The organism is Pseudomonas sp. AU11447, assembly GCF_001672555.2.
Taxonomy (GTDB): Bacteria; Pseudomonadota; Gammaproteobacteria; order Pseudomonadales; family Pseudomonadaceae; genus Pseudomonas; species Pseudomonas nitroreducens.
In genome coordinates this window covers 161,641-184,418 of the sequence record NZ_LZDG02000028.1, presented here as the reverse complement: position 1 = coordinate 184,418, position 22,778 = coordinate 161,641, and the positions used below count along the sequence as shown (strand labels likewise).

Here is a 22,778-nt window from a genome sequence, read left to right as displayed (position 1 = left end):
GCTGCTGCGGGTCCGTTGCCTGCGCGGGACGGCGGGAGGAAATGCGGCGTCAGAAATTTCTGAGCGCAACAGGCTCAAGGTAGCGCGTCTTCGTGGCAATTCCAGTATGGCGGGGGCGCTGGTGTCGCAGTCCGACCGGCTGCGTCGCTCCGGCATTGCGTTGCACGGCGGGAAAACCCTAAAATGATATACATTCTCAAATGAAAATCTGACGCACGCACCGTGGCTCTCGTCGAAACCCCTTCCCCACAGCACCTGCACACTCTCTATAACGAGCACAACGGCTGGCTCCAGCAGTGGCTGCGCGGAAAGCTGGGCAACGCCTGGGATGCCGCCGATCTTGCCCATGACACCTTCCTGCGCCTGTTGCGGCGGCCGCTGGAAGACCTCGGCGAACGCCCGCGCGCCCTTCTCACCCACATTGCCAAGGGCCTGCTGGTGGACCGCTGGCGGCGCCAGGAGATCGAGCGTGCCTACCTGGAAAGCGTCGCCGCGCTGCCCGAAGAGCTGGTGCCCGGCCCGGAAACCCGCGAGCTGATCATCGAGGCGCTGGAGCGCATCGACGCCGCCCTGAGCGAATTGCCGGTGCTGACCCGCGAGGCTTTCCTGCTGTCGCAACTGGATGGCCTGACCTACCCGGTGATCGCCGAGCGCCTGGGCGTTTCCCTGGCCAGCGTAAAGCGCTACATGCGTGCCGGTTTCGTCGCCTGCCTGAGCGTCGCCTGATGCGCGAGCAACCACTGGACCCCGGCATCCTCGGCGAAGCCGCCGACTGGCTGGTGCGCCTGAACGAACACCCGGCCAGCAGCGCCGACCTGCAGGCCATCGAGCAATGGCGCGCGCGCAGCGCCCAGCACGCCGAAGCCTGGCGCCGCGCCGAAGCGTTGCTGGGCCTGCGCCAGCTGCCGCCGGGCCTGGGCCGGCAAAGCCTGCAACGCACGGGCCTGAGTCGCCGGCAGATGCTCAACCGCCTGGGCGTGCTGATGGCCGTGGCGCCCGCTGCCTGGCTGGTAGCCCGGCAGATGCCGTGGGCGGAGTGGAATGCCGACCTGCGCACCGCCGTGGGCGAGCGCAAGCACCTGCGTCTGCCGGACGGCAGCCAGATCACGCTGAATACCGGCAGCGCGGTGAATGTCGCTTTCAACGCCCGCGAACGCCGCCTCAGCCTGGTGGAAGGCGAAATCCTCGTCGACGCCCTCCCCGATCCACGCCCCTTCCTCGTCGACAGCCGTCATGGCCTGTTGCGCACGCCGGCCGCGCGCTTCAGCCTGCGCGACCTGGGCGACGCCTGCCGGGTCGCGGTGCTGGACAAGGAAGTCAGCGTCGAATTGCCGGGAGCCGCGAGCCAGGTAGTCAACGCCGGCCAGCAACTGGTGTTCGGGGCGCAGGGCTTCCAGTCCCTGCAAAGCGCGGATGCCAACGCCAGCGCCTGGGAGAACGGCATGCTGCTGGCCCAGGGCATGCGCCTGGATGCTCTGCTGGAAGAACTTGGCCGCTATCGCAGCGGCTTCCTGCGCTGCGACCCGCGCCTGGCGAACCTGCGCGTCACCGGGGCGATCCCAGTCGGCGACAGCGACGCCGGGCTGGCACTGCTGGCGGACATGCTGCCGGTGAAGCTGCGTCGGCTGACGCGCTACTGGGTGACGGTGGAGCCGGCGTGAGCCGGGAGCAAAGTGTGCCTCCTGCTATTCCTGCGCCCACGGCGTCCCCCTCACCCCAGCCCTCTCCCTCAGGGAGAGGGAGCCGTGTGGTGCAGGACGAAACCCTCGGCGTCAGCCGGCACGATCTGCTCCCTCTCCCCCTGGGAGAGGATTGGGGTGAGGGCATGCCACCACTCCGAACTATCCATTGCCCTGTAGGAGCGAGCTTGCTCGCGAACAGATTCTCCGGCCGCGCTGGCGCTGGGCGGTTCGCGAGCAAGAGCTGGGCGCCCCCCTCGCTCCTACAGAACAGACAACCTGAAATTTTTTCGCCCACCCCTGACACCTTTTCCGATCTCGCCCGGTGAAGAGGAAGACAACCTCTATTCGCCGACAGGAACACTCCATGCTCCTCCGCTCCCGCCTCCGCCCCCACTCCCTTGCCCTGGCCGTCGGCCTGGCCCTGACTGGCGGCGTCGTGCTGCCCACCCTGGCGGCCGAAGCCAGCAGCCAGCAGCGCCAGTACGACATCGCCCCCGGCCAGCTGGGCGAGGTGCTGGCCCGCTTCGCTGCACAGGCCGGCGTGCCGCTGGCATTCGAGGCGCAGGCGCTGAACCGCCAGCAAAGCGCTGGATTGAAAGGCAACTACGCGCCGGAGCAGGGCCTTGAGCACCTGCTCGAAGGCAGCGGCTACCGCCTGGTGCGCAAGAGCAGCGGCTACGGCGTGGAAGCGGCGCCGGATGACAGCGGCGCCCTGGAGATGGACGCCACCACCGTCAGCGGCGCCGCGCAGCAACGCGGCGAGCTGCCGCCCGCCTACGCCGGTGGCCAGGTCGCCCGTGGCGCGCGGCTGGGCATGCTGGGTGACCAGGACATGCAGGACGTGCCCTTCAGCTTCACCAGCTACACCGCCAGGACCATTCAGGACCAGCAGGCACAGACCGTCGGCGATGTGCTGCTCAACGATGCCTCGGTGCGCCAGGGCAATGGCTACGGCAACTTCTCGCAGATCTTCGTCATCCGCGGCCTGCCGCTGAGTACCGACGACGTCTCGCTCAACGGCCTGTACGGCGTCACCCCGCGGCAGATCATCGGCACCGAATCGCTGGAGCGCGTCGAACTGTTCAAGGGTCCCAACGCCTTCATCAACGGCGTGACACCCAGCGGCAGCGGCATCGGCGGCGCGGTCAACCTGCAGACCAAGCGCGCCGAAGACAACCCCACCCGCAGCGTGACCCTGGGCTACGGCAGCGACAACCAGATCAGCGAGCACCTTGACCTCGGCCAGCGCTTCGGCGAGGACAACCGCTTCGGCGCGCGGGTCAACCTGGCCCAGCGCGAGGGCGAGACCGGCGTCGACGACGAGAACCAGCGCTACAAGCTGGCCACCGTCAACCTCGACTACCGCGGCGAGCGCCTGCGCCTGATGACTGACTTCGGCTACCAGAAGCAGCGCATCAACCAGGGACGCCCGGTGGTCTACGTCGGCACCGGCGTCAGCAGCATTCCCCACGCCCCGGACGCCGACCACAACTACGGCCAGTCCTGGAGCTATTCCCAGCTGGAAGACACCTTCGGCATGTTCCGCGCCGAGTACGACCTCAATGACAGCTGGACCGCCTACCTCTCCGGCGGCGCCAAGCACACCCGCGAGAATGGCGCCTACTCGGCCCTGACGCTCAGCGACAATAATGGCGCCGCAGGCGGCGGCATGATGGATGCCACCCACGACGAGGACAACAAGAGCGCCATGGCCGGCCTCAACGGCCACTTCGCCACCGGCCCGGTCAGCCACCAGATGAACCTCAGCGTCGCCGGCATCTGGGCCGAGCAGCGCAGCGCCTATACCATGACCACCAAGCGCTACCCCACCGACATCTATAACCCGGTGCAGACGCCCAAGCCCGCGCCAACCCTCACCGGCGGCGACTACAGCGACCCCGGCATCGTCGGCAAGACACTGAACAAGAGCCTGGCCGCCGCCGATACCCTTGGCTTCCTCGACGACCGTGTGCTGCTGACCGTGGGCGTACGCCGCCAGAGCATCGGCACCGATGGCTGGAACTACGTCGGCAAGCGCACCGCCACCTACGACGAATCCATCACCACGCCGGTCTACGGCCTGGTGGTGAAGCCCACCGAGTACCTGTCGCTCTACGCCAACCGCATCGAAGGCCTGGCCGCCGGCCCGACCGCGCCCAGCAGCGCAGCGAACTTCGGTGAAGTCTTCGCACCGAACCGCTCCAAGCAGGTGGAAGTGGGCGCCAAGCTGGACTTCGGCAGCTACGGCGGCAACCTCGCCTTCTACCGCATCGAGCAGCCCTTCAGCACCACCGACCCGGACTCGAAGATATTCAGCGTCGACGGCGAGCAGGAAAACCGCGGCATCGAGCTGAACGTCTTCGGCGAGCCGGTGGACGGCCTGCGCCTGCTGGCCGGCGGCACCTGGATCGACACCGAACTGAAGAACACCGCTGGCGGCAAGACCGACGGTAACCGCGCCGTCGGCGTGCCGACCTTCCAGTACAACCTGGGCGCCGACTGGGATGTGCCGGGTATCCAGGGTGCAGCCATCAACGGCCGCATGCTGCGCACCGGCGGCCAGTACCTGGACGCAGCCAACGACCTCAGCATCCCGGCCTGGACCCGCTTCGACCTCGGCGCCCGCTATGCCTTCAAGGTGGACGAGCGCGACGTGACCCTGCGCGCCAACCTGGAGAACGTCGCCAACAAGTCGTACTGGGCCTCCACCATCGGTGGCTACCTGACCCAGGGCGACCCGCGCACCCTGAAACTGTCGATGACCCTGGACTTCTGATTTCCCCTTCGCGACAGGGACGTCGCCCCTCTTCCACCGATGGCGCCGGCCTTCCTGGCGGCTCGCCGTCGGCCTGACAAACGCCGATCAGCTTTCAGAATCAGCGGGTTACGCTGGTTCTGGGGTTGCCGCAGAGCCTTCCGTCCGCCCCGTTACTGGATTGGAATACCCATTCGGGTCCATGCTTGATGCTCGCCCATTTGCCGGAGATCGCCCCCATGAGCGATGCCATTACCGTTGATTTCGTCTCCGACGTGGTCTGCCCCTGGTGTGCCATCGGCCTCAACGGCCTGCTCGAAGCCATGCGCCGGGTGGACAGCGAGTTGACCGTGGAGTTGCGCATCAAGCCCTTCGAACTCAACGCCGACATGCCCGCTGAAGGGGAAGACCTGGTGGAACACCTGCAGCGCAAGTACGGCAGCAGCGCCGAGGACATTGCCCGCAACCAGGAACACCTGCGCACCATGGGCGAGGAAGTCGGCGTGCACTTCGACCTGAAGAAGCGCGACCGCATCTACAACACCTTCGATGCCCATCGCCTGCTGCACTGGGCGGCGGAATCGCACCGCGACGTGGCGCTGAAACAGGCGCTGCTGCACGCCTACTTCGGCGAAGGGCGCAACCCGAGCGACCCGGAAGTGCTGCTGGAAGTGGCCGTCAGCGTCGGCCTGGACGCCGTGCGCACGCGGGAAATCCTCGACAGCGATGCCTACGCCGACGAGGTAGTGGCCGAGGAGGACTTCTACACCAGCCACGGTATCCGCGCCGTGCCGGCGGTAATCCTCAACGGCCGCCAGCTGATCTCCGGGGCGCAGAGTACCGACTACTACGAGCAGGCACTGCGCCAGGTGGCGCGGCAGGCACCGTTGCCGGAGTGAATTTCTGCTCTTATGAAAAGGCCCACTTCGCGTGGGCCTTTTCGTTACGGCGTCCCCGTCACCCCAAGCGGGTGCCATTGGGAACATTGAATTCCGGGACGATGAAGGCCGTGGGGCGCAGACCCTCGGAATAACCCAGATCGAGAATCAAGCCGTTGGAAACGATCCCGGCAATCTCCTTGGGCTGCAGATTGATCAGAAAAAGCGCCTGCTTGCCGACCAGACTGCTGAAGGACTCCCTCTCTTTCCTGATCGCCGACAAGATCTCGCGACTGAAACTGCCAAAATCGACCGTGAAACGTAGCAACTTCCGCGAACCCTCCACTTCACTAATCGCCAGAATCTGCCCAACCCTGATGTCGGCTTTTTCAAACGACACAAGGTCGATAACCTCCCTGACCGGCAATCCCATAGGTAACCTCTGCAATCAATCGAATGAGTGGAGACTAATGATTGCCGCGCCTTGCCTGGTCGTCATAGGGGAAAAGCCAATGCGTACTCGCGGGAAACGGCTATTGCAGAAGTACGACATCTCCACGAGCGCGAGAAATCTGCCCCCGGCAAGGAGCCGAATCCGCTGGAAGCCCTCTAAGCTGCAGATTCCAGCGACACGGCGTGAAGCGCCCGCTCAAAGAAAAACGGCGCCCGAAGGCGCCGTTTTTCATGAGGCATCAGCCGATCAGAGCGCCGACCAGCCGTCCATCTGACCACCGAGGTCGGCGGAGTGCTCGGACAGCAGTGCGGCATAGCCGCTGATGTGCTCGTGGCTGAGCTCCATCACCGGGTAGGCCAGGACCTGCCAGGGCAGCTTGTCGTTGCCGTCGTACTCGGAGTACGCCACCTTCTGCCCGTTCTGCAGCAGCATGATGGCGAAGTCCAGGGCGGACTGCTCGTCCGGGAAGATCACCGCGAACTCCACCTCATGCTCGAGGGAGAGGTCTTCGCCGTCTTCCTGCAGGGCCCACAGGGCATCGCCGATTTCGTCTTCCGGGAAAAGCTGCTTGTCGCGGCTCATGTCACTGCTCCAATTCGATTTACAAAATGCCCGTTTTGGGCACGCCCGCGCAGGATACCTGTCCTGCATGACAGATGCCGGAAAATCTCGCCGGCACCATCGCCTTTGGTGATGTTCACCATCACGGTGTTTCACTTCCGCCCTTGCCCGCCCGGCGCGACGATGCCTCCATCGGGCCTGCGCCCTCCCACACCGAGCCTGCGACCATGCACAGCACAGAGGCGGCTTACCGCATCACCTACATCACTCTGGACGAAGTGCAGTTGCACTTCGAGACCCAGATCGCCGTGCCCGACGACGAAGGCGGCCTGGCGCTGCACAACGCCGCCACCCTGCCCGAAGAACGCCGGGTGCTGCGCGAGCTGATCTGCGAAGGGCACGAACAGCAGGCCCTGGTTGCCTGATCTCGGGAAAGTTTAGACCCTGCCAAGCAAATGCCCCGCTCGTGCGGGGCATTTGTGTTACCAGCCGGGCATCACGCCTGTAGCTGATTGCCGATCGGCAGGGTGCGGATACGCTTGCCGGTCGCCGCAAACAGCGCATTGGCCAGTGCCGGCGCCAGCGGCGGCACCCCCGGTTCACCCACGCCGGTGGGCGGCTCGGCCGATGGCACGATGTGCACTTCCACTACCGGCATCTCGTTGATCCGCAATACCTGGAAGTCGTGGAAGTTGGACTGGTCGACCTTGCCGTCGGTCAGGGTGATGGCGCTGTGCAGCGCCGCCGACAGGGCGAAGCCGATGCCGCCCTCCATCTGCGCCTTGATCACGTCCGGGTTGATCGCCAAGCCGCAATCCACCGCGCAGACCACGCGGTCCACCTTGAAGCTCTTGTCCGCCTTGTAGGTCACCTCCACTACCTGGGCGACAAAGCTGCCGAACGACTCGTGCACGGCAATACCCCGGCCGCGCTGCTCGCCTTCCTTGCCCTTCTCCAGCGGCGCCAGCCAGTTGGCGCGCTGCGCCACCAGTTCCAGTGCACCGCGGTGACGCGGGTGTTCCGCCAGCAGCTTGCGGCGGAACTCGTAGGGGTCCTGCTTGGCGGCGACAGCTGCTTCGTCGACCAGTGTTTCAGTGGAGAACGCCGTGTGGGTATGGCCCACCGAGCGCCACCACTGGGTCGGAACCGTCACATTGTCTGCCAGCGCCTGCTCGACGCGCAGGTTGGGCACGGCGTAGGGAAGATCGGCGGCGCCTTCCACGGCGATCTTGTCGATGCCGTCCTTGACCATGAACTTCTCGAACGGCGTCCCGACGATAAAGGATTGCCCCACCAGCCGCTGCTCCCAGCCCACCAGGTTGCCCTGGGCATCCACCGCCAGTCGCGCGCGGTGCAGGAAGGCCGGGCGGTAATAGCCGGCGCGGGTGTCGTCCTCGCGGGTCCAGACCATCTTGATCGGCACCTTCACGCCCTGCTCGCGGGCAGCCTTGGCGATCGCCGCCGCTTCCAGCACGTAGTCCGAGTGCGGGTTGGCGCGGCGGCCGAAGCTGCCGCCGGCGTACAACTGGGTGATGCTCACTTGCTCGGGCTGCATGCCCAGCAACTGCGCCACCGACATCTGATCGCCGGTCTGCCACTGCTCGCCGTTCCAGATCTGACAGCCGTCCTCCTTGAGGAATACCACGCAGTTCAGCGGTTCCATGGCGGCATGGGCGAGATAGGGGAACTGATATTCCGCCTCGATCAGGTGCGCCGGCTTCTCCAGCGCCTTGGCGATATCGCCGTCGTTGCGCGCCACCAGGCCCGGCTTGCTGGCCATGTCGCGGTACTGGGCGAAGATTTCCTTGCTGCCCATCTTGAAGGCCTTGCTCTCGTCCCACTCGACCTGCAGCGCATCACGGCCCTGGCGCGCGGCCCAGGTATTCTTCGCCAGCACCGCGACACCGGCGAAACGCCGCTCGCTGCCGGGGAACTGCACGACGTCCACCACGCCGGGCACGGCCTTGGCCTTGCTCGCATCGACCTTCGCCGGCACACCGCCGAAGCGCGGCGGGTGGGCGACCACGGCCACCAGCATGTCCGGCAGGTGCACGTCCTGGGTGAACTGCGCAGTACCGTCGGTCTTCGACGGGCTGTCCTTGCGCGGCAGCTGCACCTGGCCGATCAGCTTGAAGTCCTTCGGATCCTTGAGCTTCACGTCCGCCGGCACCGGCTGTTTCGCCGCCGCCTCCGCGAGTTCGCCGAAGCCGGCCTTGCGTCCGGAAGCCGCGTGGCTGACGACGCCGTCGTGCACCTCGATCTGCTCCGCAGGCACCTTCCACTGCTCCGCCGCCGCGCCCACCAGCATGGCGCGGGCGCTGGCGCCGGCCTTGCGCATCTGCTCGAAGGAATTGGCCATGGCGTTGCTGCCGCCAGTGCCCTGCAGGTTGCCGAAGGCCAGGTTGGCGTAGCGCTTGGCATCGGCTGGGGCGCCTTCGACCTGCACGTGGCTCCAGTCGGCATCCAACTCCTCCGCCACCAGGGTGGCGAGGCCGGTGTAGCTGCCCTGGCCCATCTCCACATGTTTGGCGATCACAGTGACGGTGCCATCAGGGGCGATTCGCACGAAGGCATTCGGTTCGAAGTCGCTGGCTGCCTGGGCATCTCCCAGCTTGCCCAGCAGCGGTGCGAAATAGATGCCCAGGGCCAGGCCACCGGCGCCGCGCAGGAAGCTGCGGCGGCTGACGTTGAGGATGCTGCCAGCCTCGGCCGGCAGTTGGTCGATACGGGGTTCGAGCATGGTGTCGGTCCTCAGGCCAGGGTCTGGGCGGCGTCGTGGATGGCCGCGCGGATCCGCGCATAGGTGGCGCAGCGGCAGATGTTGCCGCTCATCGCTGCATCGATATCGGCATCGCTGGGCGCCTTGTTCGAAGCCAGCAGCGCAGTGGCCGACATGATCTGCCCGGACTGGCAGTAGCCGCACTGCACCACGTCGAGCTTGCGCCAGGCGTCCTGCACGGCCTTGCCGGCGGGTTGCTCGGCCACCGCCTCGATGGTGGTGATCTTCTTGCCGGCCACCGCCGCCAGCGGGGTGACGCAGGAGCGCGTCGGCTGGCCGTCGACATGCACGGTGCAGGCACCGCACAGCGCCATGCCGCAGCCGTACTTGGTGCCAGTCATGCCGGCGACATCGCGCAGGGCCCAGAGCAGCGGCATCTCGCCGGGGGCGTCGAGCTGGTGGTCCTTGCCGTTCAGGTTCACGGTAATCATCAGGGGTTTCACCTCTTCTGCGGGTGATGGAATGGGGCGAAGCACGCGGGCTTCGGCACGCAATGGATTCAGCCTAGGCGCAAGCGCCGGCCTGTGCCGCGACGATACGCGAGGAAGACGCCGAGCGGTTTGCCTGGTTCTCTGGAGGCTTGCCTGATTCTGCGCAGGATGGTCGCTCGGAGCGTCCTGCGTGATTGTCTGCAGGAGCGAGCTTGCTCGCGAACCCGCTTGACGCTGGTGTGGCCGGAAACTCTGTTCGCGAGCAAGCACGCTCCTACAGGGATACCGGGAATCCCGCGCGCACAAAAAAGCCACTCCGAAGAGTGGCTTTCTCGCCTCATGGATGCAGGATCACTCCGGCATCCTGATCACTACACGGCCGCCGCCCGGGCAGGTTTCCATGTAGGTGTTGGCGTCCAGGTACTGGGCGAAATCGAACACCCGGTCGATGCTCGGCTTGAGCAACTGGTCGGCGGTCATCTGGTTGATCGCGGTCAGCGCCCGTTGCACGGCTTCGTCGTTGCGGGTCAGGCCGATCTCCGGCTGCCCGGTGAAGTCCAGCACGCAGTGGCGGAAGAACTGCAGGTGCTTCTTGAAGGCCGCACAGGCCGGGAAGGCTGCATCGTTGCCGCCGTTGATGCCGTACAGGATCAGCTTGCCGCGCGGGGCTGCCACGTCACCCAGCAGTTTCATCTGCGGGCCGGCGCACTGGTCGAGGACGATCTCGACGCCTTCACCCTTGGTGAAGCGCTCGACTTCCAGTACCAGGTCCTGTTCCTCGGTATAGATGACCTTGTCCGCCCCCAGGCCCTTGAGGAACTCGCGGGTTTCCTCGTGGCTGGTGGTGGCGATTACCTGGGCGCCCAGAGCCTTGGCGAGCTGCACCGCCTGCGGGGCCAGGCAATGGCCGGCCTCGGTGATCAGCACGCGCTGGCCGGGCTTGATCTGGGCAAGCTCCACCAGGGCGAAATAGGAGTACATCAGGCCGGTGTAGTGCACCGCCGCCTCGACCGGGGTCAGGACATCCGGATAGCGGGTCAGCGACGTGCGCGGCAGGATGACGTGGTCACCCCAGGCCGGATACAGGTTCGGCGAGTTCGCCGGGAAGCTGGCCACCGCCACGCCAGGCTCGAGGTCTTCCACACCCTCGCCCACGGCTTCGACGATGCCGGAGAGTTCATAGCCGATGCCCGCCGGCAACTTGGCCTGATCCGGGGCGAGGTTCTGCCGCCAGAGCACGTCGCGCCAACTGACGCCCAGTGCCTGGGTACGGATCAGTACTTCACCCGGCCCCGGTTGCGGGGTCGGCATTTCCTCGATCTTCAGGACCGAGGCGTCACCGAACTGGTGGAAACGGATCATGCGGGACATCACATACCTCGCCTTTGTAGTGCTTCATAGCCACGGACTCTATCCGGGCTTTCCGGGTGACGCCACCGTTCGCCATTGATAATGGACATAAACGGCGATGATTCGGCACGCGGTGAAATGCTTGTCCGGCGCGGCCCGGAGGCTCTGCGGCGGGTCTGCGCGACCGTGCGTGGAGGTCGGTACCTTACAAACTCTGACCACGCATCCGGGGCGTGATTCTCTTTAAAAAAGTAGAAATTGATCAAGGACTTATCTGACAGACTTGACTCAGGACACGGTCGGCCTCACTTTTCCCCCATCGCCAGGGAGTCCCCATGAACCGCAACGACCTTCGCAAGGTTGACCTCAACCTGTTGATCGTTTTCGAGACGCTGATGCATGAACGCAGCGTGACCCGCGCCGCCGAGAAGCTGTTTCTCGGCCAGCCGGCGATCAGTGCAGCCCTGGCGCGCCTGCGCGGCCTGTTCGACGATCCGCTGTTCGTCCGCACCGGACGCAGCATGGAACCCACCGCGCGGGCCCAGGAAATCTTCGGCCACCTCTCGCCGGCGCTGGACTCCATCTCCACGGCTTTGAGCCGCGCCGCCGACTTCGACCCGGCCACCAGCAAGGCGGTGTTCCGCATCGGCCTGTCCGACGACGTGGAGTTCGGCCTGCTGCCGCCGCTGCTGCGCCGCCTGCGCTCGGAAGCACCGGGCATCACCCTGGTGGTGCGCCGCGCCAACTACCTGTTGATGCCGCAATTGCTGTCGTCCGGGGAAATCTCCGTGGGCGTGAGCTACACCGACGAGCTGCCGGCCAATGCCAAGCGCAAGACCCTGCGCCGCAGCACCTGGAAGATCCTGCGGGCCGATTCGATTCCCGGTGCGCTGACCCTCGATGATTACTGCGCGCGCCCGCACGCGCTGGTGTCCTATGCGGGCGACCTGGACGGCTTCGTCGACCAGACGCTGGCCGAGATGGAGCGCAAGCGCCAGGTGGTGCTGGCCGTGCCGCAGTTCGTCGGCCTCGCCCAGTTGCTGGCCGGCACCGACATCATCGCCACCGTGCCCGAATACGTGGCCCTGGCCCTGACCGCCGCCGGCGGCCTGCGCGCCGAAGACCCGCCCTTCCCCACCCGCCTGGCCGAGCTGTCGATGGTCTGGCGCGGCGCCCAGGACCAGGACCCGGCCGAGCGCTGGCTGCGTTCGCGGATCACCATGTTCGTGGGTGATCCGGACAGTCTCTGACGCACCCCCCTCCCATTCCCCACCTGTAGGGCGGATAACCCGGAACGGGTTATCCGCCATGGCGGATAACGCCGAGGGCGTTATGCGCCCTACGCACTGAGTTCCATAGCGTGTACCCCTGCAAGAGCGAGCCACTTCGCCGACGCATCGGAGTGGGATCCTTCCCTCACCCCAGCCCTCTCCCTGAGGGAGAGGGAGCCGACCGTGCCGGCTGAAACTGCAGCGTTCCCCTGCTCCGAACGGTCCCCTCTCCCGCTGGGAGAGGGTTAAGGTGAGGGGGTACCGAGCGCCCATCCTGAACGTGTCGGCGAGTGCATATGCCGTACTCACTTCTTCAATCTATTGGTGCGCGCTCTTCTATCTATCTATTCATACGAATAGTGCAAAGGCTTTTATCACTCCACGTGATAATCAAAATTCTCTCGTTCGATTAGTTCCCAACCCCCCGCGCACGCAGACTCCGCTCCATTAGAAATCCATAAACCAATTAGAACGCCGGAGTCTTTTCCATGGAGCGAAATCTGAACACCTTGCGTATTCCGTTGGCGTTGGCCGCCGTGCTGGTTCTCAGCGCCTGCGGCAAGGGCCAGGAGGCGGCACAGAACATGGCCGCCCCCAAGGTCAGCGTGGCGGACGTCATCGAACAGCCAATCAACGAATGGGACGAATTCACCGGCCGCCTGGAGGCTCCGGAATCCGTCGAACTGCGTCCGCGCGTCTCCGGCTACATCGACCGCGTCGCCTTCCGTGAAGGCGCCCTGGTGAAGAAAGGCGACCTGCTGTTCCAGATTGACCCGCGGCCGTTCCAGGCCGAGGTCCATCGCCTGGAAGCCCAGCTGCAACAAGCCCGTGCCAACCAGACCCGTACCGTCAATGAAGATGCTCGTGGTGTGCGCCTGCGTGCCACCAACGCCATCTCCGCTGAATTGGCCGACGCCCGCACCGCCGCCGCCACCGAGGCGAAAGCCGTGGTCGCCGCGACCCAGGCGGAACTGGACAACGCCCGGCTGAACCTGTCGTTCACCCAGATCACCGCGCCCATCGACGGCCGCGTCTCGCGCGCCGAAGTGACCGCCGGCAACCTGGTGAACAGCGGCCAGAGCCTGCTGACTACCCTGGTGTCCACCGACAAGGTCTACGCCTACTTCGACGCCGACGAGCGCGTCTACCTGAAGTACGTCGACCTCGCCCGCAAGGGCGGCCCGGATGCGCGCGGCACTAGCCCGGTGTACCTGGGCCTGACCGGCGAGGATGGCTTCCCCCACCAGGGTCGCCTGGACTTCCTCGACAACCAGGTCAACCCGAAGACCGGCACCATCCGCGGTCGCGCGGTGTTCGACAACGACGCCAACCAGTTCACCCCCGGCCTGTATGCCCGCATCAAGCTGGTCGGCAGCGGCACCTACCCCGCCGCGCTGATCAAGGACGAAGCGGTCGGCACCGACCTGGGCAAGAAGTTCGTACTGGTGGTCGACAAGGACAGCAAGGCGCAGTACCGCGGCATCGAACTGGGCCCGAAACTGGAAGGCCTGCGCATCGTCCGCAGCGGTTTGGTGAAGGGTGACCGCATCGTGGTCAACGGCCTGCAACGGGTTCGCCCCGGCGCCCAGGTCGACGCCCAGGGTGTCGAGATGGCCAGCCAGTCAACCCTCGCCAACCTCGAAAACCAGCGTCGTGCGCTGGAGAGCTTCGAGGCGCCAAAGGTGGCCGAGAAATCCGCCAAGCCGGGCGCGCCGCGCGGCTGAGCACTCTCTGACCGAACCACCCCCTGTCTTAAACGATTGATGTACCAGGCCCTGTCCCACCAGGGCCTTGGGTGACCTTTGTCCCGGGTTTGGCGAACCGCAGCGTTCGCGACAGGAACCAGCCATGAACTTTTCGCAATTCTTCATCCAGCGGCCGATCTTCGCCGCCGTGCTCTCGCTGATCATCCTGATCGGCGGGGCCATCTCGCTGTTCCAGCTACCGATCAGCGAATACCCCGAAGTGGTGCCGCCCACCGTGGTGGTGCGCGCCAACTTCCCCGGCGCCAACCCCAAGGTGATCGGCGAGACCGTCGCCGCGCCGCTGGAACAGGCCATCACCGGCGTCGAGAACATGCTCTACATGTCCTCGCAGTCCACCGCCGACGGCAAGATGACCCTGACCATCACCTTCGCCCTGGGTACCGACCTGGACAATGCGCAGGTGCAGGTGCAGAACCGCGTGACCCGTACGCAGCCCAAGCTGCCCGAGGAAGTCACACGCATCGGCATCACCGTCGACAAGGCTTCGCCCGACCTGACCATGGTCGTGCACCTGACCTCGCCGGATAACCGCTACGACATGCTCTACCTGTCCAACTACGCCATCCTCAACATCAAGGACGAGCTGGCGCGCCTGGACGGTGTGGGTGACGTGCAGTTGTTCGGCATGGGTGACTACTCGCTGCGCGTGTGGCTCGACCCGAACAAGGTCGCCTCGCGCAACCTGACCGCCACCGACGTGGTCGCGGCGATCCGCGAGCAGAACCGCCAGGTGGCCGCCGGCTCCCTCGGTGCCCCGCCGGCGCCGAGCGACACCAGCTTCCAGCTGTCGATCAACACCCAGGGTCGCCTGGTCACCGAAGAAGAGTTCGAGAACATCGTCATCCGCAGCGGCCCCGACGGCGAGATCACCCGCCTGAAGGACATCGCCCGCGTCGAGCTCGGCTCCAGCCAGTACGCCCTGCGTTCGCTGCTGGACAACCAGCCGGCGGTCGCCATCCCGATCTTCCAGCGCCCTGGTTCCAATGCCATCGCCATCTCCAACCTGGTGCGCGAGAAGATGGCCGAGCTGAAGAAGGATTTCCCGCAGGGCGTGGACTACTCCATCGTCTATGACCCGACCATCTTCGTCCGCGGCTCCATCGAAGCGGTGGTGCACACCCTGTTCGAAGCGCTGATCCTGGTGGTGCTGGTGGTCGTGCTGTTCCTGCAGACCTGGCGCGCCTCGATCATCCCGTTGGCCGCCGTACCGGTCTCGCTGATCGGCACCTTCGCGGTGATGCACGCCTTCGGCTTCTCGCTCAACGCGCTGTCGCTGTTCGGCCTGGTATTGGCCATCGGCATCGTGGTGGACGACGCCATCGTGGTGGTGGAGAACGTCGAGCGGAACATCGGGCTGGGGCTCACTCCCGTCGAGGCGACCAAGCGCGCCATGAAGGAAGTGACCGGGCCGATCATCGCCACGGCGCTGGTGCTGTGCGCCGTGTTCATCCCGACCGCGTTCATCTCCGGCCTCACCGGGCAGTTCTACCGGCAGTTCGCGCTGACCATCGCGATCTCCACGGTGATCTCCGCATTCAACTCGCTGACCCTGTCGCCGGCGCTGTCCGCTGTGCTGCTCAAAGGGCACCACGAGCCGAAGGACCGCTTCTCGGTGATCCTCGACAAGCTGCTGGGCAGTTGGCTGTTCCGTCCGTTCAACCGCTTCTTCGACCGCGCCAGCCATGGCTACGTCGGCACCGTTACCCGCGTGCTGCGCGGCAGCTCCATCGCGCTGCTGCTGTATGCAGGCCTGATCGGCCTGACCTACCTGGGCTTCTCCAGCACCCCGACCGGCTTCGTGCCGCAACAGGACAAGCAGTACCTGGTGGCCTTCGCACAACTGCCTGACGCCGCCACGCTGGACCGCACCGAAGCGGTGATCAAGCGCATGTCGGAAATTGCCGGTAAGCACCCGGGCATCGAGCACACCGTGTCGTTCCCCGGCCTGTCGATCAACGGCTTCACCAACAGCCCCAACAGCGGCATCGTCTTCACCCCGCTGAAGGACTTCAGCGAGCGTAAGGGCCCGGGCATGTCGGCCAACGAGATCGCCGCCGAGCTGAACAAGCAGTTCGCGGATATCCAGGACGCCTACATCGCGATCTTCCCGCCGCCGCCGGTACAGGGGCTGGGCACCATCGGTGGCTTCCGCCTGCAGATCGAGGACCGCGGCAACGCCGGTTACGAGGAGCTCTACGCACAGACCCAGAACATCCTCAACAAGGCCCGCGCGCTGCCGGAACTGAACCCCATGTCGGTGTTCACCAGCTACCAGGTGAACGTGCCGCAGGTGGACGCTGCCATCGACCGCGAGAAGGCCAAGACCCACGGCGTGGCAATCAGCGACATCTTCGACACCCTGCAGGTCTACCTGGGCTCGCTGTATGCGAACGACTTCAACCGCTTCGGCCGCACCTACCAGGTGAACGTCCAGGGCGAGCAGCAGTTCCGTCTCGAACCCGAGCAGATCGGCCAGCTGAAGGTGCGCAACAACCAGGGTGAAATGGTCCCGCTGGCGACCTTCATCAAGATCAGCGACACCGCAGGTCCCGACCGCGTGATGCACTACAACGGCTTCATCACCGCCGAGATCAACGGCGCCGCCGCACCGGGCTACAGCTCCGGCCAGGCCGAGGCAGCCATCGAGCGCCTGCTCAAGCAGGAGCTGCCCAATGGCATGACCTACGAGTGGACCGAGCTGACCTACCAGCAGATCCTCGCCGGCAACTCCGCGATCTACGTGTTCCCGCTCTGCGTGCTGCTCGCCTTCCTCGTGCTGGCCGCGCTGTACGAAAGCTGGGGCCTGCCGCTGGCGGTGATCCTGATCGTGCCGATGACCCTGCTGTCGGCCATCGCGGGCGTGATCCTGTCCGGTGGCGACAACAACATCTTCACCCAGATCGGCCTGATCGTACTGGTGGGCCTGGCGTGCAAGAACGCGATCCTGATCGTCGAGTTCGCCAAGGACAAACAGGACGAAGGCATGGACCGCCTGAGTGCCGTGCTGGAGGCCTGCCGCCTGCGTCTGCGACCGATCCTGATGACCTCCATCGCCTTCATCATGGGCGTGGTGCCCCTGGTGCTGTCGTCCGGCGCCGGCGCCGAAATGCGCCATGCCATGGGTGTCGCGGTGTTCTCCGGGATGCTCGGCGTGACCTTCTTCGGCCTGCTGCTGACCCCGGTCTTCTATGTGCTGATCCGCCGCTTCATGGAAGCCCGTGAAGCGAAGAAGCAGGCGCGTGCTGCCCTGAGCCACACGAACCATAACGAGGCCCATCAGGCATGAGCGTCATGACCATCAATGCTGTGAGCAAGAGTGCCGTGAAACTGTTCGTCCCCTCCCTGCTCGCGCTGGCCCTCAGCGCGTGCATGGTCGGCCCCGACTACCAGAAGCCGGACACCGCGCCGGCCCAACTGGACGCCAACGCGCAGGCCAGGGACTACGACCGCAGCCGTTACGAAGACGCCTGGTGGAAGCAGTTCGACGACCCCGTGCTGACCCAGCTGGTCGACCAGTCCCTCAAGGAAAACCGCGAGCTGCGCGTGGCCTATGCCCGCGTGCTGGCTTCGCGGGCGATCCGCGACGACGTCGCCAATGACCGTTTCCCCACGGTCACCAGCCGCGCCGAAGGCCAGGTCGGCAAGGGCCAGGTGCCCGGCCAGACCGAGGACCGGGTTAACCAGGAGCGCTACGACCTGGGTCTGGACATGATCTGGGAAGTCGACCTGTTCGGCCGCGTGCGCCGCCAGCTGGAGTCCAGCGACGCGCTGAGCGCAGCCACCGTGGCCGACCTGCAGCAGTTGCAGGTCAGCCTGATCGCCGAACTGGCCGATGCCTATGGGCAGCTGCGCGGTGCGCAACTGCGCGAAAGCATCGCCAGGAGCAACCTGGAGAACCAGCGCGAATCCCGCGACCTGACCATCCAGCTGCGTGACGCCGGTGTCGGCAGCGAGCTGGACGTGCAGCGCGCCGAAGCGCGCCTGGCCTCCACCGAAGCCAGCGTGCCGCAACTGCAGGCCGAGGAAGTGCGCCAGCGCAACCGTATCGCCACCCTCCTCGGCCAGCGCCCGGACGCGCTCTCCGTGGACCTGTCGCCGAAGAAACTCCCGGCCATCGCCAAGGCGTTGCCGATCGGCGATCCGAGCGAGCTGCTGCGTCGCAGGCCGGACGTGGCCTCCGCCGAACGCCGCCTGGCTGCGGCCACCGCGGATGTGGGCGTGGCCACCGCCGACCTGTTCCCGAAAGTCAGCCTCGGCGGCTTCCTCGGCTACACCGCCGGCCGTGGCTCGCAGATCGGTTCGTCCGCCGCCAGCGCCTGGGGCGTCGCCCCGAGCATTACCTGGGCGGCCTTCGACCTGGGCAGCGTGCGGGCCCGCCTGCGCGCCTCCAAGGCCGACGCCGATGGCGCCCTGGCGACCTACGAGCAGCAGGTCCTGCTGGCCCTGGAAGAGTCGTCGAACGCCTTCAGCGACTACGGCAAGCGCCAGCAGCGCCTGGTGTCGCTGGTGCGCCAGTCCGAAGCCAGCCGCAATGCCGCACAGCAAGCCGGCCTGCAGTACCGCGAAGGCACCGTGGACTTCCTCAACCTGCTGGACGCCGAGCGCGAGCAACTCGCCGCCGAGGACGCCCAGGCCCTGGCGGAAGTCGACGTGTATCGCGGCATCGTGGCTATCTACAAGGCCCTCGGCGGCGGCTGGCAGCCGACACCGGCGGCCTGATCGGTCCTCCCCGGTCGAGAATTTCTCGACCGTTCTGGCCCTGCGGTCTGACGCTCCGGACCGCGGGGCTTTTTTATGGCCGTGTTTCCGAGGCGCTTCCTAGCTATTGGCATGCAAGTTCCGAAATCTGTCAGATACTCAGATGCCGATCAGTATTTTCTGATAGCAATAGAAAATAAGCTGAAGCCTGTTCGAATTCAGAATCCACTGACACCAGGTATAAGGAATACCGCTCAGTGTCCGACGCCGATGAAACCAGAATCCCAGCCCCTCGCCGCGGTAACGAGTTGCACGACCTCCTACGAGGCGTGCGGCGCGGCGATGTCTTTCACCCTGCGCTGAAAAGATGGCTCGTGCACCTGCGGCTGGCCGAGTTCCGCGGCCTGCAACTGGTGCTGACGAAGCAGGGGCAGCGTCTGGCGCAGAGCTGAGCCTTGGGCTGGGCGGTTTGTGCCGTTATGATCCGGCGCGACTTGCCAGGGATCAAAAGAGTTCGCCCTCGCCCTGGCCTAGAATTTCTATATCGGAATTTTCAGACAAGGATTCGCCATGGACGCCACCGCTCATTTCATCCCCCTGGACCCCACGTCCCTCTTCGTCACCCTCGGCATCCTCGTCTTCGGCATGTTCATGCTGGGGATCGGCTTCACCATCCGCCATCGTCCGGTCGGTGTGTTCCTCATGTGGATCGGCGTGCTGAGCATGCTGTCGATCATCACCTACCGGATCTACATCGCGACGTCGGTCTAGCCATCCCACCCGCCTGAAAACGATCGCGGACTCTGTCCGCGATTGGCCTCCGGCCACTCCGAATCCCCGCTACCGCTGCATCGCGCGCGCGTATCCCTTGGGCGAGAAGCGCAACGTCACGCCCAGCATCAGCACCACCGACACCGCCAGCAGGATCCACGAAGCCTGGAAGCTCCCGGTGCTGTCACGCAGCCAGCCGGTGACGTAGGGCACGATGCCGGTGACGATGAAGCCGATGCCCTGCACGAAGGCCGCCAGCCGACCGGCTGCGCCGGCATCGGCGAGATGATCCAGGGTCAGCGTCAGGCTCAGGGCGAAACAGGCGCCCAGGCCGTAGCCGATCATCGCCACCCAGATACCCGGCTGGTGCAGCGGCGCCGAGATCAGCCCGATGAAGCCAGCCAGTTGAATCAGCAGGCACAGGCACAGCCAGCCGCGACGGTCCGGCGAACGGCGGATCAGCAAGGGGACGGTCAGCGCAGCGATTACCTGGAAGATGGTCATCAGGCCGATCAGTTGCCCGCTGGCCTGAGCCGTCCAGCCCAGTTGGCGGTAATACACCGGCAACCAGGCCACCATGCTGGTGTAGCCGCCGTTGATCAAGCCGAAGTACAGCGCCAGCAGCCAGGCGCGACGGCTGCCGAAATAGTGCTGCGCCTTCTGCCGGGGCGGTGCCGCCACCGGCGCCTCCCGCGGGCGGGCCACGGCCCAGAGCAGCAGGCCGACAATGGCCAGCAGCAGCCAGGCGCCGAGACCGTCCTGCCAGCGATGGAAGTGCTCCGAAACCACCGGTGCCAGGACTGCGGCGCTCCCGCCGCCAGCCATCAGCGAAGCCGAGTAGAGCCCCATCGCCGAGGGCACCTTGTGCGGGAACCAGCGCTTGATCACCCCCGGCACGAACGCCTGGATCACCGCCACGCCGCAGCCCGCCAGCACCGCACTGGCAATCAGCGCGATGCCGCTGTCCAGCAGCAACCGCCAGAAGCACGCCGCGCCAATGGCCAGCAGGCCGAACACCATGCCTCGGCTCTCGCCGAGGCGCGGGCCGACCCAGGGCAGGCCCAGCGCAAACAGGCCCATGCACAGCACGGGCAGCACGGTCAGCATCGACAGGCCCTGGAAGCCCAGGCCGGTGGCATCGTGGATATCCGCGAGCAACGGGCCGATGGACGTAAGGATCGGCCGCAGGTTGATGCCCAGCGCGACGATCACCAGCAGGCCGATCCAGCCGGCGTGGCTGCTGCTCTCCTCGACCGGCATGGCCATGCCCCGGCTCACGAGCGCTGCTCCTGCCAGTGCTGGTACAAGCCCTCTTCGCCATTGGGGCGCAACGGGCGCAGCGGCACCGCCTGCCATTGCGGCGGCTGGGTCATCTGCTGGTACACGGCGGAAGTCGACAGCCCGAACGGCTCGCCGTCGTCATTGGAATAGGCGAAATAGGCGCCCTCCACGCCGCACAGGTGCATGGCCGCCAGACACATCGGGCATGGGTGGCCGCTGGCGTAGATCACGCAGCCGTCCAGGCGCGACATGCCCAGCACGGCCGAAGCGCGGCGGATCGCCAGCAGCTCGGCGTGGGCGGTAGGGTCGAAATCCAGGTGGATGGAATTGGCGGCGCGGGCGATCACCCGGCCATCCTTGACCAGTACGGCGCCGAACGGGCGGCCGCCGGCCTCGATGTTGTCGCGGGCCAGTTGCAGGGCCTCGCGCATGAAGACTTCGTGTGACATGGCAGTTTCCAGCAAATCAATCGGTTCAATGCGCGCCGGCGACTTCCAGCATCCTGGCGATGGTGGTCTGGTTGCGCTGGCGGGCGTGTTGCAGCGGCGTGATGCCGTCGTTGTCGGCCAGGTTCAGGTTCGCCCCGGCTTCTATGAGTTGTTTCACGATGGCCTGATGACGCGGGCCGCCGTCGCTGAGCAGGATGGCTTCGAGCAGCCCGGTCCAGCCCAGCTTGTTGACATGGTCCGGATCGACACCGGCCTTGAGCAGCGTCGCCACTACGTCCACATGGCCGCGCTCGCAGGCCGGGATCAGCGCCGTGCCGCCATAGCGGTTGGTACTGCGCAGATCGGCGCCATGGGCCAGTGTCAGCTGGAGGATTTCCAGGCGCCCGGCAGCGCCGGCCAGCAGGTAGGCGCTGTCGTGGATGCGGTTCTGCTGGTTGACGTCGGCACCGGCGGCGACCAGCTGGCGCGCCACGGCAACTCGGTTGTGCGCGGTGGCCAGGAGCAGCGGCGTGTTGCCCTGTCCGTCGGTGACGTCCACCGGTACGCCACGCTTGAGCAACGTCGCCACATCGTGTTCGCGGCCATCGCTGGCGGCGCTGAGCAGCGCGTCGGCAGCGGCGCGGCTGCGCACGTCCTCGGTCTGGATGGTTGGCATGTCCATGGGCGCTCCCCCGTGATGGCTGTCGTGCCTCGAATCACTCTCGATCAATGAGCAGTCGCAGTATGACAAAGGGATGTTCTATGCTGAAATTAAATAGAAACATGAGTTTCAGTGGGAATCGCAATGCTTGACCCCAATCTGCTGCGCAGCTTCGTGATGGTGGTGGACGCCGGCAACTTCACCCGCGCTGCCGAACTGCTGCACCTGACCCAGTCCACCGTCAGCCAGCAGATCCTGCGCCTGGAGCAGAGCCTGGACTGCCGCCTGCTGGACCGTAGCCAGCGCCAGGTACTGCCGACGGAACAGGGTGAACGGCTGCTGGGCTATGCGCGGCGCATCCTCGAGCTGGGCTCGGAGGCCCGCGAGGCGCTGAGCAGCGAGCACAGTGAAGGCGTGCTGCGCCTGGGGATGCCGGAAGACTTCGCCGGCGAGCGGATGATGCCGCTGCTGGCGGCCTTCAGCGCCGAGCGCCCGCGGCTGCGCCTGGAGGTCTCCAGCGGTCTCAGCCAGGAGCTGCTGCGCCAGTACCGCAGCGGCGAGCTGGACCTGGCGCTGGTCAAGCAATGGGGCGCCGATGCCGATTGCCTGGCGCACTGGCCCGAACCGCTGGCCTGGCAGGACAGCGCCGCCACTCCGGCCGCCGCCCGTGATCCGCTGCCACTGGTGGTCTTCCCGCTGGGCGCGCTGTACCGCCAGGAGATGATCCACGCCCTGGAAGCCAGCGGCCGGCGTTGGCGCATCAGCTACAGCAGCGCGAGCCTGGCCAGCCTGTCAGCGGCCGTGGCGGCCGGCATGGGCGTCAGCCTGCTGCCCCTGCGCGGGCGCCACGAAGGCCACCGCGTATTGACCGCCGAAGAGGGGTTTGCGCCCATCGAGGGGCTGGAGCTGGCGCTCTACGCACGCCCGGAACTGGGCAGCGCCGGGCGCCGCCTGTGCGAACAACTGCGTGAGCTGTGTACGCAGTTGGCAGCGTTGCCAGCGGAGTACTGAG

At 65.9% G+C, this 22,778-nt stretch carries 20 protein-coding genes; 12 read left to right on the top strand and 8 right to left on the bottom strand.

Going from position 1 to position 22,778, the window contains the following annotated elements; translation table 11 throughout:
• Nucleotides 1-222 precede the first annotated feature (222 nt).
• The 4 genes from A6723_RS07950 (at nucleotide 223) to A6723_RS07935 (ending at nucleotide 5,336) form a co-directional block, all read left to right on the top strand.
• The gene (locus tag A6723_RS07950; protein ID WP_054910148.1) at nucleotides 223-726 is read left to right on the top strand and encodes a sigma-70 family RNA polymerase sigma factor; all 504 of its coding nucleotides are present in this window, start codon (nucleotides 223-225) and stop codon (nucleotides 724-726) included.
• Complete coding sequence (locus A6723_RS07945; protein WP_054910147.1) at nucleotides 726-1,661, top strand: FecR domain-containing protein; 936 nt, start codon at nucleotides 726-728, stop codon at nucleotides 1,659-1,661. The genes A6723_RS07950 and A6723_RS07945 overlap by 1 nt, the downstream gene beginning before the upstream one ends.
• Nucleotides 1,662-2,046: 385 nt before the next feature.
• Nucleotides 2,047-4,458, top strand: coding sequence for a TonB-dependent receptor (locus tag A6723_RS07940; protein ID WP_054910146.1), 2,412 nt, complete (start codon nucleotides 2,047-2,049; stop codon nucleotides 4,456-4,458).
• A 218-nt stretch (nucleotides 4,459-4,676) separates the two neighbouring features.
• The gene (locus A6723_RS07935) at nucleotides 4,677-5,336 is read left to right on the top strand and encodes a DsbA family oxidoreductase (protein ID WP_054910145.1); all 660 of its coding nucleotides are present in this window, start codon (nucleotides 4,677-4,679) and stop codon (nucleotides 5,334-5,336) included.
• Nucleotides 5,337-5,394: 58 nt separating this feature from the next.
• Here the strand turns inward: A6723_RS07935 and A6723_RS07930 are convergent, their stop codons facing one another.
• Together A6723_RS07930 and A6723_RS07925 are read right to left on the bottom strand one after the other, a co-directional pair.
• Nucleotides 5,395-5,748, bottom strand: coding sequence for a hypothetical protein (locus tag A6723_RS07930; protein ID WP_054910144.1), 354 nt, complete (start codon nucleotides 5,746-5,748; stop codon nucleotides 5,395-5,397).
• 267 nt (nucleotides 5,749-6,015) lie between these two features.
• A complete protein-coding gene (locus tag A6723_RS07925) occupies nucleotides 6,016-6,351 on the bottom strand; it encodes a ribonuclease E inhibitor RraB (protein ID WP_024762270.1) in 336 nt (111 codons plus the stop codon).
• Nucleotides 6,352-6,557: 206 nt separating this feature from the next.
• Here A6723_RS07925 and ptrC point away from each other — a divergent pair, with 206 nt between their 5' ends.
• Entirely contained in the window at nucleotides 6,558-6,755 is a 198-nt protein-coding gene (ptrC, locus tag A6723_RS07920) for a type III secretion system co-regulatory protein PtrC (protein WP_054910143.1), read from the top strand.
• A 71-nt stretch (nucleotides 6,756-6,826) separates the two neighbouring features.
• Here ptrC and A6723_RS07915 read toward each other — a convergent pair whose 3' ends face one another.
• The 3 genes from A6723_RS07915 to A6723_RS07905 form a co-directional block, all read right to left on the bottom strand.
• Nucleotides 6,827-9,070 carry a xanthine dehydrogenase family protein molybdopterin-binding subunit gene (locus tag A6723_RS07915; protein WP_054910142.1) on the bottom strand — a complete coding sequence of 748 codons (2,244 nt, stop codon included), beginning with the start codon at nucleotides 9,068-9,070 and terminating at the stop codon, nucleotides 6,827-6,829.
• 11 nt (nucleotides 9,071-9,081) lie between these two features.
• The gene (locus tag A6723_RS07910) at nucleotides 9,082-9,540 is read right to left on the bottom strand and encodes a (2Fe-2S)-binding protein (RefSeq protein ID WP_054910141.1); all 459 of its coding nucleotides are present in this window, start codon (nucleotides 9,538-9,540) and stop codon (nucleotides 9,082-9,084) included.
• A 351-nt stretch (nucleotides 9,541-9,891) separates the two neighbouring features.
• Complete coding sequence (locus A6723_RS07905) at nucleotides 9,892-10,911, bottom strand: zinc-dependent alcohol dehydrogenase family protein (RefSeq protein WP_054910140.1); 1,020 nt, start codon at nucleotides 10,909-10,911, stop codon at nucleotides 9,892-9,894.
• Between the two features lie 314 nt (nucleotides 10,912-11,225).
• On the opposite strand from A6723_RS07905, the gene A6723_RS07900 reads away from it, so the two are divergent.
• The 6 genes from A6723_RS07900 (at nucleotide 11,226) to A6723_RS07875 (ending at nucleotide 19,396) form a co-directional block, all read left to right on the top strand.
• The gene (locus A6723_RS07900) at nucleotides 11,226-12,140 is read left to right on the top strand and encodes a LysR family transcriptional regulator (protein WP_054910139.1); all 915 of its coding nucleotides are present in this window, start codon (nucleotides 11,226-11,228) and stop codon (nucleotides 12,138-12,140) included.
• Nucleotides 12,141-12,649: 509 nt separating this feature from the next.
• Nucleotides 12,650-13,885 carry a multidrug efflux RND transporter periplasmic adaptor subunit MexE gene (gene mexE / locus A6723_RS07895; protein ID WP_054910138.1) on the top strand — a complete coding sequence of 412 codons (1,236 nt, stop codon included), beginning with the start codon at nucleotides 12,650-12,652 and terminating at the stop codon, nucleotides 13,883-13,885.
• A 124-nt stretch (nucleotides 13,886-14,009) separates the two neighbouring features.
• Nucleotides 14,010-17,213 (top strand): efflux RND transporter permease subunit, encoded by a 3,204-nt coding sequence (locus A6723_RS07890; RefSeq protein ID WP_054910137.1) that lies wholly within the window; start codon nucleotides 14,010-14,012, stop codon nucleotides 17,211-17,213.
• A 5-nt stretch (nucleotides 17,214-17,218) separates the two neighbouring features.
• Nucleotides 17,219-18,646, top strand: coding sequence for an efflux transporter outer membrane subunit (locus A6723_RS07885; protein ID WP_054910182.1), 1,428 nt, complete (start codon nucleotides 17,219-17,221; stop codon nucleotides 18,644-18,646).
• Nucleotides 18,647-18,882: 236 nt separating this feature from the next.
• Nucleotides 18,883-19,077 (top strand): hypothetical protein, encoded by a 195-nt coding sequence (locus A6723_RS07880; RefSeq protein ID WP_054910136.1) that lies wholly within the window; start codon nucleotides 18,883-18,885, stop codon nucleotides 19,075-19,077.
• Nucleotides 19,078-19,195: 118 nt separating this feature from the next.
• Nucleotides 19,196-19,396 (top strand): hypothetical protein, encoded by a 201-nt coding sequence (locus A6723_RS07875; protein WP_054910135.1) that lies wholly within the window; start codon nucleotides 19,196-19,198, stop codon nucleotides 19,394-19,396.
• A gap of 69 nt (nucleotides 19,397-19,465) precedes the next feature.
• Here the strand turns inward: A6723_RS07875 and A6723_RS07870 are convergent, their stop codons facing one another.
• The 3 genes from A6723_RS07870 to A6723_RS07860 are packed head-to-tail and all read right to left on the bottom strand — an operon-like array spanning nucleotide 19,466 to nucleotide 21,787.
• The gene (locus tag A6723_RS07870) at nucleotides 19,466-20,674 is read right to left on the bottom strand and encodes a CynX/NimT family MFS transporter (protein ID WP_139092930.1); all 1,209 of its coding nucleotides are present in this window, start codon (nucleotides 20,672-20,674) and stop codon (nucleotides 19,466-19,468) included.
• Nucleotides 20,671-21,126 carry a nucleoside deaminase gene (locus A6723_RS07865; RefSeq protein ID WP_054910134.1) on the bottom strand — a complete coding sequence of 152 codons (456 nt, stop codon included), beginning with the start codon at nucleotides 21,124-21,126 and terminating at the stop codon, nucleotides 20,671-20,673. The genes A6723_RS07870 and A6723_RS07865 overlap by 4 nt, the downstream gene beginning before the upstream one ends.
• Before the next feature lie 25 nt (nucleotides 21,127-21,151).
• Nucleotides 21,152-21,787, bottom strand: a complete 636-nt coding sequence (locus A6723_RS07860) for an ankyrin repeat domain-containing protein (protein ID WP_054910133.1) — start codon at nucleotides 21,785-21,787, stop codon at nucleotides 21,152-21,154.
• A 123-nt stretch (nucleotides 21,788-21,910) separates the two neighbouring features.
• Between A6723_RS07860 and A6723_RS07855 the strand changes: the two genes are divergently transcribed.
• Entirely contained in the window at nucleotides 21,911-22,777 is an 867-nt protein-coding gene (locus A6723_RS07855) for a LysR substrate-binding domain-containing protein (RefSeq protein ID WP_054910132.1), read from the top strand.
• Nucleotide 22,778: the final 1 nt, after the last annotated feature.

Coding starts and splice junctions, on each gene's coding strand:
- A6723_RS07945 (WP_054910147.1), top strand. CDS start 726: ATGCGCGAGCAACCACTGGACCCCGGCATCCTCGGCGAAGCCGCCGAC.
- A6723_RS07940 (WP_054910146.1), top strand. CDS start 2,047: ATGCTCCTCCGCTCCCGCCTCCGCCCCCACTCCCTTGCCCTGGCCGTC.
- A6723_RS07935 (WP_054910145.1), top strand. CDS start 4,677: ATGAGCGATGCCATTACCGTTGATTTCGTCTCCGACGTGGTCTGCCCC.
- A6723_RS07930 (WP_054910144.1), bottom strand. CDS start 5,748: ATGGGATTGCCGGTCAGGGAGGTTATCGACCTTGTGTCGTTTGAAAAA.
- A6723_RS07925 (WP_024762270.1), bottom strand. CDS start 6,351: ATGAGCCGCGACAAGCAGCTTTTCCCGGAAGACGAAATCGGCGATGCC.
- ptrC (WP_054910143.1), top strand. CDS start 6,558: ATGCACAGCACAGAGGCGGCTTACCGCATCACCTACATCACTCTGGAC.
- A6723_RS07915 (WP_054910142.1), bottom strand. CDS start 9,070: ATGCTCGAACCCCGTATCGACCAACTGCCGGCCGAGGCTGGCAGCATC.
- A6723_RS07910 (WP_054910141.1), bottom strand. CDS start 9,540: ATGATTACCGTGAACCTGAACGGCAAGGACCACCAGCTCGACGCCCCC.
- A6723_RS07905 (WP_054910140.1), bottom strand. CDS start 10,911: ATGTCCCGCATGATCCGTTTCCACCAGTTCGGTGACGCCTCGGTCCTG.
- A6723_RS07900 (WP_054910139.1), top strand. CDS start 11,226: ATGAACCGCAACGACCTTCGCAAGGTTGACCTCAACCTGTTGATCGTT.
- mexE (WP_054910138.1), top strand. CDS start 12,650: ATGGAGCGAAATCTGAACACCTTGCGTATTCCGTTGGCGTTGGCCGCC.
- A6723_RS07890 (WP_054910137.1), top strand. CDS start 14,010: ATGAACTTTTCGCAATTCTTCATCCAGCGGCCGATCTTCGCCGCCGTG.
- A6723_RS07885 (WP_054910182.1), top strand. CDS start 17,219: ATGACCATCAATGCTGTGAGCAAGAGTGCCGTGAAACTGTTCGTCCCC.
- A6723_RS07875 (WP_054910135.1), top strand. CDS start 19,196: ATGGACGCCACCGCTCATTTCATCCCCCTGGACCCCACGTCCCTCTTC.
- A6723_RS07865 (WP_054910134.1), bottom strand. CDS start 21,126: ATGTCACACGAAGTCTTCATGCGCGAGGCCCTGCAACTGGCCCGCGAC.
- A6723_RS07860 (WP_054910133.1), bottom strand. CDS start 21,787: ATGGACATGCCAACCATCCAGACCGAGGACGTGCGCAGCCGCGCCGCT.
- A6723_RS07855 (WP_054910132.1), top strand. CDS start 21,911: ATGCTTGACCCCAATCTGCTGCGCAGCTTCGTGATGGTGGTGGACGCC.